Source organism: Actinospica acidithermotolerans (genome assembly GCF_018139625.1).
In the GTDB taxonomy this organism is placed as follows: domain Bacteria; phylum Actinomycetota; class Actinomycetes; order Streptomycetales; family Catenulisporaceae; genus Actinospica; species Actinospica acidithermotolerans.
This window is the reverse complement of record NZ_JAGSOH010000162.1, coordinates 1-13,179: the sequence shown is the minus strand read 5'-3', so window position 1 is coordinate 13,179 and position 13,179 is coordinate 1. Positions and strand designations below refer to the sequence as shown.

Here is a 13,179-nt window from a genome sequence, read left to right as displayed (position 1 = left end):
GGCGCGGCCTGCGGCTGCTGGCCGGGGACGCGGCGGCGCGGCGGGGACATCGAGTCGCGCACGGCGCCGGGGGCCGGGGAGGCGGCGGCCTGCGGCACCTCGCGGTTTCCGGCGGACTGCGGGTCCTGATACTGCTCGTGCTGCTGCGGCTGGGCCGCCGGCTGAGACTGCTGGACCGGCTGAACCTGCTGGACCGGCTGGGCCTGCGGCTGCGCGAACTGCTGCGGCTGGGCCTGCGGCTGCGCGAACTGCTGCGGCTGGGCCTGCTGCCGTTCCTGCTCGTCCTGCGGCTCGGGCCGGCGCGGCGCGGCGGCCTCGAACACGGACGGCGCGGCCTGCTGCGGCACGGCCTGCGCGGCCTGCTGCTGGGGGGCCTGGGCCTGCGCCGGAACCGTGCGCTGGCCGGAGGAGCCGAGCGGGTCGGTCTCGGTCTGCACCGCCGCGTCGGCCTGCTGCTGGCGCAGCGCGGCGCGTCCGGCGGCGACCGCTCCGGCCGCGGCGATCCCGCCGGCGCGCTGGGCGGCACGGGCCGCGCCGCGCTCGGGCAGCGGCGCCGGCGCGGGCATCGGCTGCTCGGGCACGGCCGGGCGCTGGGCCTGGGCGGGCCGGGTCTGCGGGTGCTGCATCGTCGGGGCCTGCGCGGCGCGCGGCGGCGCCGCGGACCAGGAGGAGCCGGAGCCGGAGAGCGGGTCGCCGCCCTGCTCGTAGGGGCCGAGCTCGTCAGCGTCCTGCGGAAGCTGCCGGCCGAAGGCCGGGCCGGGCGCGGGCTGCTGCGGCATCTGCTGGCGCGGCATCGGGGTCGGCTGCTGCAGCGGCGCGTGCAGCTGCTGGACCGGCACCTCGGCCGCGTGGCCCTGCAACGGCGGGGCGGCGGCAGCGGCGGGCGGGACCTCGTAGTCCTCGGGCGCGCCGGCGTCGTAGAGCGGGAAGAACTCGGCGGTCGGCGCGTCCTGGCCCGGGCCGGGCACGGGCATGACCAGCCGCGGCTGCGGGGCGGTCGCGTCGATCTCGAACTCGCCGGAGACTCCGGGCAGGTCGGGCATCGCGGCGTTCGGGTGCTGCGGCGCGCCGAACGCGGCCTCCGCGTAGCCGATCCCGGAACCCTGCGCGGTCCACGGCGCCGGCTGCGGGACGGCGCCCGGCATCGGGCCGAGGCCGGGGTTCGGGCCGAGGCCTGGATTCGGGGCGAGCGGACGTCCCGGCACCTGCTGCACGTGGGCCTGCATGGGCCGGCCGAGCGGCTGCGGTCCGCGCGGCCGCTGCGCGCCCGCGCCCTGCCCCGCGGCAGGCTCGTAGCCCTGCGCGTCGAGCTCGTGGCCGAACTCGTCGGTGCCGGTCATCGTGCCTCCTCGTTCCATGTCCACAGCGCCGTGCCGTCGATCCCGGCCGATGCCCTGTCCCCCGCGGGAACCGTGCGGACCTGACGGATCCCGATGCGCGCCCACCGCGCGGCGATCACGTACCCTACCCGGAACGCGCGCCCGGCGTCATCGCGACCGGAACGTACGGAGGCCCGCCCGGCACCCGGTATCAGGCCGTGCGCGGGCCGTGCGCGGCCGTCAACCGGCTGCGCGGGTGACGCACGCCACCCGTCCGAAGGACGTGGCGCGCGAAGCGTTGCCGTAAAACGGAAATTAGCGGCAACCCGGGACCTTCCCGGCGCCCCGGGCGCGGCCCCGGCGGCACGCGCGGGCAGACGCGCCCCCCGCTGACCGGCCATCAGGAACGCTCGCTCCAGAGCACGAACACCGGATCCTGCGCGGCGAAGCGGTGGGCGTCGCCGGGCAGCGAGACGAGCCGCGAGGACTGCAGCAGCACGCCGTCGACGCGGCGCCGCTCCCGGCCCTCGCCACGCAGCGCGGCCTTCACCTCGGCGACCTTGTCGATCGCGGTGGTCGCGGCGACGACGATGCGCGGGTCGCGGCCGGTGACCGCGCGGACCACGTCCGCTCCGCCGCCGCCGAGGAAGACGGCGTCGGGCTGCGGCAGGTCGAGCAGCGCCTCCGGGGCCTGGCCGCGCACCACGCGCAGCCGCACCTGGTGCATCGTCGCGTTGAGGTCTATCCGCTCGCAGGAGTCGGCGTCGCGCTCGACGGCGACGACGGCGGCGCCGAGCCTGGCGCACTCGATGCCGACGGAGCCGGACCCGGCGCCGACGTCCCAGACGAGGGTGCCGGGGCGCGGCGCGAGCCGGGCCAGCACCAGGGCGCGGGCCTCGGCGGGCAGCACGCGGCCGGAGCGGTAGACGAAGGCGTTGTCCGCCGACGCCCAGCCGCCGCTCGGCCCCGGCCAGCCGGCGACCGGCACGGCACCGGCCCCGGCGGCGCCCGGGGCGAGCACCTGCGCCTCGTCGAGGCAGAGCACGATGCACGGATCGCCCCAGATATGCCGTTCGGCGGCCTCGTCGAGGCTCAGCCACTCCACGGACTCCTCGGGCTCGCCGAGCCGCTGCGCGACGACGAGGGTGCGTGCGGGGCCTGATTTGTCCGGGCCGAGCAGTTCGACGGCCAGTTCGCGCGGGCCGGCGCCCTCGCCGCACATGACCGCGACCTTGGGGTAGGCGCGGCACAGGTTCGCGGCGGCGCGGAGGGTGGCGCCGGGCCCGTTGCCGAAGCCGCCGTCCTTGGCCGCGCGCCCGCCGGTGCGGACCTTGCCGGGGTCGCGGTGCTCGGTGCCGTCCACGCCGTCGGCCGGCGGGTCGACCGCGACGACGAAGGCGTCCTCCCAGGCGAGGCCGATCCGGCCGAAGGCGGTGGCGACGGAGGAGACCGCGGGGATCGTGCGCACCCTGAGTCCCTGCTCGCGCAGCGCCCGCACGACGCCGAAGTAGCCGGGGTCGCCGGAGGCCACCACGACGGCCGGGCCGTCGTGCAGGGCGAGGCGGGTCAGGGCGGCGCCGAGGCCGCCCATGTAGATCCGGCGCGCGGTCTCCGGGACCGGGATCAGGTCGAGGTGCCGGATGCTGCCGATCACCAGCGTCGCCTGCTCCAGCGCTCGGCGCGCGGCCGGGCTCAGCGGGGAACCGTCGAACCCGAGTACCGTCACCGTCACCCTGGGCGATGCGGCCCGGGACGCCCCGCGCGGCCCGTGCTCCTGCTCAGTTGCCATATCAGTCCATCATCCCACGGAGGGCGGGGGCGGGCCGACCGGACGCGAAACCCGCGTTTCCTGGACGGAACGGGCCTCGGGCCGGGCCGGGGCGCCCGGGTGCCGGGGCGCGTGATGCGGGTGATGGTGGTGGCCGTGCTGGTGGGAGGGGTCCTCGGGGTGGTCGTGCGGGTGCTGCTCCTGGCCGACGCGGGCCTCGAACCCGGGCATCGCGATGCGGTAGACGCAGGCGTCGCAGTTCATTCCCACGGGGGCGCCGCCGCGGCCGTCGGCCTCGATGTAGCGCTCGATGACGAGGTCGGCGAGCTCGTCGCAGTCCCCGATGACGTCGGCGACGGCGGCGGGGATCGCCGACTCCGTCCGCCACTGCGCGACCTGGGTGTGGATGCGGGTCGGCAGGACGCCGGGGAAGAGGAAGAACGGCAGCACCAGCACGCGTTCGGCGCCGAGTGCGCGCAGCCGGTCGAGGCCGTCGGGGACCGAGGGCTGGGCGAGCGAGACGAACGCCGCCTCGACCTGCCGGACGCCGAGCTCGCGCGAGGTCTCCCAGAGCAGCCGGGCGGCGCGGAACAGGTCCGCGTTGGCGTCGGGGTCGGTGGTGCCGCGGCCGACGAGCAGGACGGCGTCGGGCCGCTCGCCGGCGTGTTCGGCCACGCGGCGGCGCAGCAGGTCGAGGATGACCGGGTGCGGGCCGAGCGGCCGGGCGTACCTGGTCCGGACGCCGGGGTGGCGTTCGCGTTCGCGGGCGAGCGCGGCCGGGATGTCGCCCTTCGCGTGTCCGGCGGCGAGCAGGATCAGCGGGACGGCGGTCAGGTCGCGGTGCCCGGCGTCGACGAGGCCGGTGACCGCGTCCTTGAGCGGCGGCGGGGAGAGTTCGATGAACCCTCCGGCGACGGCGTCGGCCGTGCCGCGCTCGACGGCGCGGGTTTCGACCCTGCGTACGAACTTCCGGAACTCGTCGGCTCCTTCGTCGTCCCGGGTGCCGTGACCGACGATCAGCAGAGCACTCATGCCACGACCTCCCAGTACAGCAGTGCGTTGAGCGCCGCCGCCGCGACGGCCGAGCCGCCCTTGCCGGATACGTTGCTGACCGCGGGCAGTCCGCTCTCCCGCAGTGCCTGCTTGGATTCGGCCGCGCCGACGAAGCCGACGGGCAGGCCGAGGACGAGCAGCGGATCGTAGGTCTCGGCGCGCTCGATCAGCTCGAACAGGGCCGTCGGGGCGCATCCGACGACGTACACCGCGCCGGGTCCGGCCTCCTCGGCCGCGAGCCGGAGGGCGGCCGCCGAGCGGGTGAGGCCGGTCTCCTTCGCGAGTTCGGCCGCGCGCGGATCCGTGATGCGGCACAGCGTCTGACGCCGCGTGATCCCCGCCGCGACCATCGCGACGTCCGCCACGACGGGCGCGTCGGCGCGCAGGGCCGCGACGGCCTGTTCGAGTACGGATTCGTCCGGCAGCACCAGATCCTCGGCGTATTCGAGGTCGGCGCTGGCGTGCACGACGCGCTCCAGGACGGCCCGCGCGAGCGGCGGACGCCCGGCGGCGTCCGGGTAGCGGGCGGCGAGCTGCCCGCGCAGGATCGCGTAGGACTCCTGCTCGATCGGGTGGACGAGTCTGTTCACGTTCTTGCTCTCATATCGATCGCGTCCACCGGGCAGACCTCCACGCACTGGCCGCACCCGGTGCACTTCGCGGCCAGCACGAACAGTCGGCCGCCGTCCGGCCGGATCGCGTGCTCGGGGCAGGTGAGCAGGCAGCCGCCGCAGCCCTGGCACGCACCGATCTCGGCGATCGGCTCGCCCGCCCGGCTCACCGGTCGGCCCACCGGTAGCCCCGGGGGGTGACGAAGCGCCCGGCGACGATGCGCGACTGCGAGCAGCCGACGATCACGGTGGTGTACATGTCGACGACGGACGGGTCGAACTCGGCGAGCGTGGTCAGGCCGTGGGTCTCGTCGGGGCGCCCGGCGTTGCGCACCCAGCCGATCGGCGTGGTGTCGGGCCGCTGCCCGGCGAGGATGGCGAGCGCCTTGGGCAGCTGCCAGTCGCGCTTGGCGGAGCGCGGATTGTAGAAGCTGACGACGAAGTCGCCGTCGGCGGCCGCGCGCACCCGCCGCTCGATCGCGGGCCAGGGCGTGTGCAGGTCGGAGAGCGAGATCGAGCAGTGGTCGTGGCCGAGCGGGGCGCCGAGCACGTTCGACGCCGTGGTCGCCGCGGTGATGCCGGGGATGCAGACCACGTCGATCTCGGCGGTCTCCGCGTGGTCGAGTGCCGGGGAGGCCATCGCGTACACGCCGGCGTCGCCGGAGCCGATCAGCGCGACGCGGTATCCGGCGCGCGCGAGGTCGACGGCGCTGCGGGCCCGCAGCTCCTCGGCGCCGAGCCCGGTGGCCTCGACCCGCACGTCGGCGGGGAGCACGTCGCGGATCTGGTCGACGTACTGGTCGAGCCCGACGACGACCTCCGTGGCGCGCAGTTCGGCGAGCGCGCGCGGAGCGGTCAGGTCCCGGGCGCCGGGGCCGAGCCCGATCACCGCCAGCCGGCCGCGCCTCTCGAAGTGGTCGCTGTGCTCGGCCACGGCGGCGGTCGCCATCGGATACTCCCTCGCGGATTTCTTCTTGTGCACCAGCAGCCGGCCCGGAGCGCGCCCGGGCCCGGCGTAGATCGCGGCGGCCTCGGCGACGGACGGGGTGCCGACCGCCGCGCGCACCGCCTCGGACGGGTTCGGCACCTCGACGGCGGCGAGTTCCTCCGCCGTGCGGTAGTGGATCGGCCAGCCCCAGCGGCGCGCGGCCTCGGCGATACCCGCCTCGTCGGCCTTCACGTCGGCGGTGGCGAGCGCGGAGACGTCGGCGGGGGACAGGCCGGCCTCGGCCAGCGCGGCGGCGACGGTCTCGAGCACCTCCGCGGCGCTCACCCCGCGCGAGGCCCCGACGCCGACGATGATCCGGCTGCGCGGCAGCGGCGGCAGCGGCCTTACCCCGTCCGCGTCCTTCGCGTTGCTGATCACCGGTTCGGCGCCGATCGCGTCGGCGACCCGGCGCGCGAGGTCGTTCGCGCCGTAGTGGCCGCCGAGCAGCGCGATCGCGAAGCGTCGGCCCTCGTCGACGCACACGACCGGCGCGTCCGTGGTCTTGTGCCCGAGCAGCGGGGCCAGGATCCGCACCGTCGCCCCCGTGGCGAGGAACGACACGACCGCATCGCAGCCCTGGAACGCGGCGCGGAGCGAGTCCGCGACCGTGCCCAGTTCGACGACTTCGACCTCGTGCGGCCACAGGGCCTCGAGGTACGCCGCCGCCTCGCGACCTGAGGCGGTCGCGGCGATGCAGCCGATCCGGGTCACAGCAACTCACCCCACACGAGGAACACGGGATTCTGCGCCGCGAGACGGTGCGTGCCGTCGGGGAGCGGCGCGAAGCGGGAGGCCTGCTGGAGGATGCCCTCGGCCTTGTAGCCGTGGCCGGCGAGCAGCGGCAGGACGGATCCGGCGCGCTCCAGCGACGCGAAGGTGGCGACCAGGCGCGGCGCGCGGCGGTCGAGCACCGTGCGCAGGACGTCCATCCCGCCGCCGCCGATGAACACGGCGTCGGGGTCCGGCATCCGCGCGGCGTGGTCGGCCGCGTCGCCCTTGCATATATACAGTCCTGTGCCGCCGTGCCTGGCGGCGTTGCGCCCGATGCGTTCGCAGGACTCTGCGTCCCGCTCGACGGCGAGCACGGCGGCGCCGCGGCGCGCGCACTCGATGCCGACGGAACCGGAGCCGGCGCCGAGGTCCCAGATCAGCCGGCCGAACTTCGGCCCGAGCAGCGACACGGCGAGCGTGCGGGTCTCCATCTTGGTGATCTGGCCGTCGCGGTGCTCGAACTCCTCGTCCGGGAGCGGCACGAGGGAGCGGTCGTTCGCGGTGATCCCGCCGGCCCGGGCTCCGGCGAGCCAGCCGGAGGACTCGCGCGCCGGGACCGGGGCCAGCAGCAGCGCGACGTTCGGCTCCTCGGCCCTGACCTTCGCGGCCTCGGCCAGGTCGTAGGAGGAGACGCGCTCCTGGTCGGTGCCGAGCCGCTCGGCGATCCACACGACCCGGTCGCCCGCGTCCAGGCCCGCCGCGAGCAGCGCCTTCGCCAGGTCGCGCGGCGTGGCCCGGGGGCCGGTGAGCACGGCGACCTTCGGGTGCGCGAGGCAGGCGTTGACCGCGCGCCGCAGGCTCCTGGTGGATCCGGAGATCCCGCCGCCGTGCGCCGAGACGACGGCGGCGTCGTCCCAGTCCAGCCGGACGGCGGCGAACGCGGCGGCGATCGAGGAGACCGCCGGGATCACCCGGGCCACCTCGAGTCCGCCCGCGCGCAGCTTGCGCACGATGCCGAAGAAGCCCGGGTCGCCGGACGCGAGGACCACGGCGTTCCCGTCGTGCCGGCCGAGCGCGTCGAGCGCCGGCTCCAGCGCGCCGAGCTGGATGGTGCGGGCGCCCTCCGGCACCGGCACCGCCGCCAGATGCCGCGCGCCGCCGACGACCAGCGTCGCCGACGCCAGGACCGCGAGCGCGTCCGCGCCCAGGTCCGCGCCGGAGTAGCCGATGACCGTGAGTTCACCCATGCCGTACGTCCCCACCCTCTGCCCAATCCGCACTCGAGCCGACCATCACCGTTCCGGTGAAGTCGACGAGCGCCACGCGGGCCCGCAGGCAGCCGCCGCACTCCACCCGCGCGAAGCGCTCCAGCACCTTCGCGACCTGTTCGCACAGCACGTCCGCGCATGCGCCCAGGACGTGGGAAGCATCCCAGAGTTCGTATACATGCCGCGCGGTATTAGCTTCCCGCACGGCGGCGGCCAATGCGGGCTTTTCCGGAAAGGCGCGTGTCGTCAGGTCGGCGAGCACGTCGGTGTCGACGGCGGAGCGCGTGTAGTGGGTCATCAGGATTCCGGCGGCGAGCTTGGTGAGCTTGCCGATCATGCCGACGAACACGACCTCGCGCACGCCGTGCTCCACGCAGCGGCGCAGCGCGGCGCCGGTGAAGTCGCCGACCTCGACGAAGCTGACCTCGGGCAGGTGCGGCAGCAGGGCCATCGCGCCCTTCTCGGTCCGGCCGCCGGTGCACAGCACCAGCGTCGCGTCGCCGCCCGCGGTCCCGGCGGCCTGCGCGGCCAGCACGCTCACGGCCTGCTCGACGGAGGCGCGCCAGGCCGCGGTGGAGAAGGGCCGCACGATCCCGGTCGTGCCGAGGATCGAGATGCCGCCGATGATGCCGAGCCGCCGGTTGGTGGTCTTGCGGGCCATCACCTCGCCCTCGGGCACCGAGATGACCACGCGCACGCCGCGCGACGCGAGGTCCACGGCCTCGCCGACCGCGCGGGCGATCATCGCGCGGGGCACGGCGTTGATCGCGGGGCCGCCGACCTCCAGGCCGAGCCCCGGCTTCGTCACGACGCCCACGCCGACGCCGCCGTCGAGCTCGATCCCGGGTTCGGCGCGCCAGGAGACGGTCGCGGTCAGCTGCGCGCCGTGCGTCACGTCCGGATCGTCGCCGGCGTCCTTGACCACGACGGCCTCGGCCCGCGCCGGCGAGACCTCGCAGCGGTCGACGGCGAAGCGCACCCGCTGCGTCCAGGAGCCCTCCTTGCCGGGCAGCGCGATCTCGACCTCCTGCTGCGGATCGCCGGTGGACAGCGCGAGCGCGGCGGCCTTGGCGGCCGCGCTCGCGCAGGACCCGGTGGTCCAGCCCGAGCGCAGCGCCTTGCCCGCACGCTGCTTCATCGTGCGCGGCAGGTCGGGCTCGCGGAGGTCGTTCACGGACAGAAACCTAGTGCCCCTCACCTGGACGCGCGCAACGCCCGGCGCGCCGCCGGGTCGGCCCGCCGGTGCTCGTGGAAGTGGCCAGGGTGGTAGAGGTGGGAGCGGGTTCCGCAGGAGCCGAGGGCCGGGCCGATCAGGAACAGCGTGTGCTTCCACAGCTTCCGGGCCTTCACGGTCTCGGCCATCGTGCCGACCGTGCAGTGCACGATCTCCTCGTCCGGCCAGGTCGCGCGGGACGCCACGATCACCGGCGTGTCCTCGGCGTACCCGCCGGCGAGCAGCTCGGCCGCCAGCTGGCCGCAGCGCGCGGCGGACAGGAAGACGGCCATCGTCGTACCGTGCGCGGCGAAGGATCGGATGGTCTCCTTCTCCGGCATCGGCGTCTTGCCGCCTTCGAGCCGGGTGAGGATGACCGACTGGGCGACCTCGGGCACCGTCAGCTCGCGCCGGGCCAGCGCCGCGACCGCCGAGAACGCGGAGACGCCGGGCACGACCTCGGTCTCCAGGCCGAGCTCGGCGGCGCGTTCCAGCTGCTCCTGGATCGCGCCCCACAGCGCGGGATCGCCCGAGTGCACCCGCGCGACGCGCAGGTTCTCCCGGGCGGCCTGCTCGTAGTACGGCAGCACGCCCTCGATCGGCAGCGCAGCCGAGTCGACGGTCACGGCGTCGGGCCGGGCGTGCTCCAGGATCTCCTCCTGCACCAGGCTGGAGGCCCAGATCACGATGTCGGCGGCGGCGATCGCGCGGGCGCCGCGGATGGTGATCAGGTCGGCCGCGCCGGGGCCCGCGCCGATGAAGGTGACCTTACCTGTGCTCACAGCTTCTCTCCTCGCCCGCCGCGCGTCGGCGGCACGATCAGCGTCGTGAAGTACGGCGCCCGGTCGCCGTCGGTGGGCTTGCGCAGAACACCGATGTTCTCCGACGCGAGCCCGAGGTCGGTGCCGAGGACGGCGGCGTCCGCGCGGCCGGCTTCCTCGACCGCGGCGGTCAGCTCGCCGAGGAACCGGCCGCCCTTGTAGACGACGACGGTCCCGTGCCCGGCGAGTACGTTTCGCACCTCGTCGAGTCCGGCCGTCGCGGGCACGAGCGTCAGCGGCTCGCGTCCCTCCGCGAGCCGCACGTCGGCGCGCGCGGCCAGGTCTTGCATCGCGGTGATCCCCGGCACTGTCTCGATGCGGATTCCCGCATCGAGCGCGGCGACGGTCTGCGCGAGATACCCGAACGTCGAGTACACGTTCGGGTCGCCGAGGGTCACGAACCCGACCGTCCGCGCACCCGACTCGAACGTGCCGAGCACCGCGTGCGCAGCTTCGTCCCACGCCGCCGCACGCTCGGCCGTCACACCACCCTGGTCATCGAGCGCGAACACCAGCCGACGCGCCCGGATTCCGGCTGCGGCGTGCACGATCTGCTCGGCACGCGACTCGCGGTCGAGCGACGTGGTCGGCGCGAACACGACGTCGGCCTCACGCAGCAGCCGCGCGGCCTTGAGCGTCAGCAGCTCCGGGTCGCCCGGCCCTACACCGATCCCGATCAGCGTGTTCATCGCACACTCCCCGCCGCGGTCACCAGGCGAAGCGGCAGCTCCGGCGCGCCGGCCCAGTGAAGGTGCAGGTAGGAGGCGTGCAGGCGGGCCGACGCGTACCCCTCGGCAACCTTCGTGCCGTCGTGCGCACGCCACATCCACGCGGGGTCCGCGGACGCGGCCGGAGTCAGCTTCGTGCGATGGAACTCGTGCCCGTTCACGCGCATCCCCGCATCGCAGAGCACTGAAGGGGTGGCGGCGACGGCCTCCCGGTAGCCGAGCGTCAGCCGCTCGGTCATCACCGCCTCGGCATCGATGACGCCGCACATCGGCACGCCGTCGAGCGACTTCGCCAGGTACAGCAGCCCGGCGCACTCGGCCGCGATGGCGCCGCCGTCCGCGGCCAGCGCGCGCACGTCGTCGAGCAGGGACTTGTTCTCGGCGAGCGCCGACGCGTAGACCTCGGGGAATCCGCCCCCGATGACCAGCGCCGACGCACGCTCCGGCAGTTTCGCGTCGTGCAGCGGGTCGAATGTGACGACCTCGGCGCCCGCCGCCGCGAGCAGTTCGGCGTGCTCGGTGTAGGAGAACGTGAACGCCGCTCCCCCGGCCACGGCCACGACCGGCCGTCCGCGGACCGGTCCGCCGAGCTCCGCGACCGCCTCCTCCGGCGACCAGGCGACAGCGGCGACGGCATCGCTCGCCGTCGCGCTCCCCGCGATCCGCTCGACCTGGTCCAGATCAAGGTTCTGCGTCATCAGATCCGCCAGCGCGTCCACCGTCGCGACCGCGTCCGGCGCACGCTCGGCGACGGGCACCAGGCCGAGGTGCCGCGACGGCGTGGCCACGGCATCGGACCGGTGCAGCACGCCGAGCAGCGGCACGCCGATCTCGTCCAGCGCCGACGCCAGGATCTCGCGGTGCCGGTCGGAGCCGACGCGGTTGAGCACGACCCCGGCGATGCGGACGCGGCGGTCGAACCCGCGGAACCCGTCGACGAGCGCGGCGACCGAGCGGCCCTGGGCCGTCGCGTCCACGACGAGGATGACAGGAGACCCGATCAGCGTCGCGACCCGCGCCGTCGAGGCGAACTCGCCGCGCCCGACCGCGCCGTCGTACAAGCCCATCACGCCCTCGACGATCGCGATGTCCGCGCCCGCCGAACCGTGGGCGAAGACGCCGACCGTGCGCGGCTCGCCGAGCAGGAACGGATCGAGGTTGCGACCCGGCCGGCCGGCCGCGAGCGCGTGGTAACCCGGGTCGATGTAGTCCGGGCCGACCTTGAAGGGCGCCACCCGGCGCCCGCGCCGGGCGAACGCCGCGATCAGCCCCGTGGCGACGGTCGTCTTCCCGTGGCCGGAGGCGGGCGCGGCGATCACCACGCGCGGCGTGCCGAGACTCACCACTCGATGCCCCGCTGGCCCTTGCGACCCGCGTCCATCGGATGCTTGATCTTCGTCATCTCGGTCACCAGATCGGCGTACTCGACGAGGGCGGGGGCGGCGTCGCGCCCGGTGATGACGACATGCTGCGTCCCCGGCCGCTCGCGCAGCACGGAGACCACCTCGTCCGCATCCACCCACCCCCACTTCATCGGGTAGGTGAACTCGTCGAGCAGGTAGAGCTTGTACGTCTCGGCGGCGAGGTCCCGCTTGATCTGCTCCCAGCCGGCCCGCGCGTTGTCCGCCTGCATCTCGGGGTCCGTGTGCAGATCGCGCTGGATCCAGCTCCAGCCCTCACCCATCTTGTGCCAGGCGACCGGCGCGCCCTGGCCGGTCTGCTCGTGCAGCGCGCCGAGCGTCTTGAAGACCGGCTCCTCGCCGATCTTCCACTTGGCCGACTTCACGAACTGGAACACGCCGATCGGCCAGCCCGCGTTCCAGGCGCGCAGCGCGAGCCCGAACGCGGCCGTCGTCTTGCCCTTGCCGTGGCCGGTGTGCACGACGGTCAGCGGCAGGGCGCGGCGCTGCCTGGTGGTGAGCCCGTCCTCGGGGACGAGTTCCGGCTTGCCCTGGGGCATGGGAGATCAGGCCGCCTTCCGCATCGAGGTCACGCTCTCGCGCACGGTCCGGTCGAGGGTCTGCGCCGAGAGCGAGCCCATCGGCACATGCTCGCCGCCGAGGTGGTCGGCGAGCTCGGCGGCGAGGCCGAGCCGCACCGGCCCGGATTCGCAGTCCACGACGATGCTCGCCACGCCGGCCGCGGCGAGAAAGGCGGCGGCCCGCCGCGCCTGCGCGACCGCGCCCCTTTCCCCGGTCGCGCGGCCGTCCGTGACCAGCACCAGCAGCGCCCGCCGCCGCGGATCCCGCAGCCGCTCGCGCCGCACGACGTCGTACGCCGCCATCAGCCCCGCCGCCAGCGGCGTGCGCCCACCGGTCGGCAGCGCGGCGAGCCGCACCGCGGCGGCCTCCACCGACCCGGTCGGCGGAAGCGCGACCTCGGCACCCGAACCGCGGAATGTGACCAGCCCGACCTTGTCACGCCGCTGATACGCATCGAGCAGCAGCGACAGCACGGCGCCCTTCACGGCCGACATGCGCGCCCGGGCCGCCATCGACCCCGACGCGTCCACCGCGAACAACACGAGGTTCCCCTCGCGGTCCCGCCGCACCGCCGTGCGCAGATCGGAGGGCCGCAACCGCACGACACGCCCGTCACCCCCGGGGTCGTCCCCCCGCCGCTCGGCCTGATGCGGCGCCGCGGCCCGCAACGTGGCCGGCAGGTGGACCACCTGCCCCCGCGCCCGGCCCGGATCAGGC

12 protein-coding genes and 1 pseudogene are annotated in these 13,179 nt (G+C 75.1%); all 13 read right to left on the bottom strand.

The genetic code is table 11. The features are described 5' to 3' along the window. A pseudogene (locus KDK95_RS31475) lies at positions 1-1,340 on the bottom strand (hypothetical protein); the annotation flags it as partial. A 379-nt stretch (positions 1,341-1,719) separates the two neighbouring features. Next, a complete protein-coding gene (cbiE, locus tag KDK95_RS31470; protein WP_212521987.1) occupies positions 1,720-3,108 on the bottom strand; it encodes a precorrin-6y C5,15-methyltransferase (decarboxylating) subunit CbiE in 1,389 nt (462 codons plus the stop codon). 9 nt (positions 3,109-3,117) lie between these two features. Next, positions 3,118-4,119: a sirohydrochlorin chelatase gene (locus KDK95_RS31465; RefSeq protein WP_212521986.1), complete on the bottom strand. Its 1,002-nt coding sequence runs from the start codon at positions 4,117-4,119 to the stop codon at positions 3,118-3,120. Further along, entirely contained in the window at positions 4,116-4,730 is a 615-nt protein-coding gene (locus tag KDK95_RS31460) for a precorrin-8X methylmutase (protein ID WP_212521985.1), read from the bottom strand. The genes KDK95_RS31465 and KDK95_RS31460 overlap by 4 nt, the downstream gene beginning before the upstream one ends. Beyond that, positions 4,727-4,921 carry a 4Fe-4S dicluster domain-containing protein gene (locus tag KDK95_RS37240; RefSeq protein ID WP_212521984.1) on the bottom strand — a complete coding sequence of 65 codons (195 nt, stop codon included), beginning with the start codon at positions 4,919-4,921 and terminating at the stop codon, positions 4,727-4,729. The genes KDK95_RS31460 and KDK95_RS37240 overlap by 4 nt, the downstream gene beginning before the upstream one ends. Beyond that, on the bottom strand, positions 4,918-6,450 hold the full coding sequence (cobJ, locus tag KDK95_RS31450) for a precorrin-3B C(17)-methyltransferase (RefSeq protein WP_212521983.1): 1,533 nt from the start codon (positions 6,448-6,450) through the stop codon (positions 4,918-4,920). Before cobJ ends, KDK95_RS37240 begins: the two co-directional genes overlap by 4 nt. After that, positions 6,447-7,697 carry a precorrin-6y C5,15-methyltransferase (decarboxylating) subunit CbiE gene (gene cbiE / locus KDK95_RS31445; protein WP_212521982.1) on the bottom strand — a complete coding sequence of 417 codons (1,251 nt, stop codon included), beginning with the start codon at positions 7,695-7,697 and terminating at the stop codon, positions 6,447-6,449. The genes cobJ and cbiE (KDK95_RS31445) overlap by 4 nt, the downstream gene beginning before the upstream one ends. Continuing rightward, a complete protein-coding gene (locus tag KDK95_RS31440) occupies positions 7,690-8,856 on the bottom strand; it encodes a cobalt-precorrin-5B (C(1))-methyltransferase (protein WP_249162191.1) in 1,167 nt (388 codons plus the stop codon). The genes cbiE (KDK95_RS31445) and KDK95_RS31440 overlap by 8 nt, the downstream gene beginning before the upstream one ends. 56 nt (positions 8,857-8,912) lie before the next feature. Beyond that, entirely contained in the window at positions 8,913-9,713 is an 801-nt protein-coding gene (gene cobM / locus KDK95_RS31435) for a precorrin-4 C(11)-methyltransferase (protein WP_212521980.1), read from the bottom strand. Next, positions 9,710-10,441, bottom strand: coding sequence for a precorrin-2 C(20)-methyltransferase (gene cobI / locus KDK95_RS31430; RefSeq protein ID WP_212521979.1), 732 nt, complete (start codon positions 10,439-10,441; stop codon positions 9,710-9,712). Before cobI ends, cobM begins: the two co-directional genes overlap by 4 nt. Continuing rightward, entirely contained in the window at positions 10,438-11,826 is a 1,389-nt protein-coding gene (locus tag KDK95_RS31425) for a cobyrinic acid a,c-diamide synthase CobB (RefSeq protein ID WP_212521978.1), read from the bottom strand. The genes cobI and KDK95_RS31425 overlap by 4 nt, the downstream gene beginning before the upstream one ends. Then, positions 11,820-12,440 carry a cob(I)yrinic acid a,c-diamide adenosyltransferase gene (cobO, locus tag KDK95_RS31420; RefSeq protein WP_212521977.1) on the bottom strand — a complete coding sequence of 207 codons (621 nt, stop codon included), beginning with the start codon at positions 12,438-12,440 and terminating at the stop codon, positions 11,820-11,822. The genes KDK95_RS31425 and cobO overlap by 7 nt, the downstream gene beginning before the upstream one ends. A 6-nt stretch (positions 12,441-12,446) precedes the next feature. Next, on the bottom strand, positions 12,447-13,179 hold a 733-nt coding region (locus KDK95_RS31415; protein ID WP_212521976.1), incomplete at its 5' end, for a vWA domain-containing protein.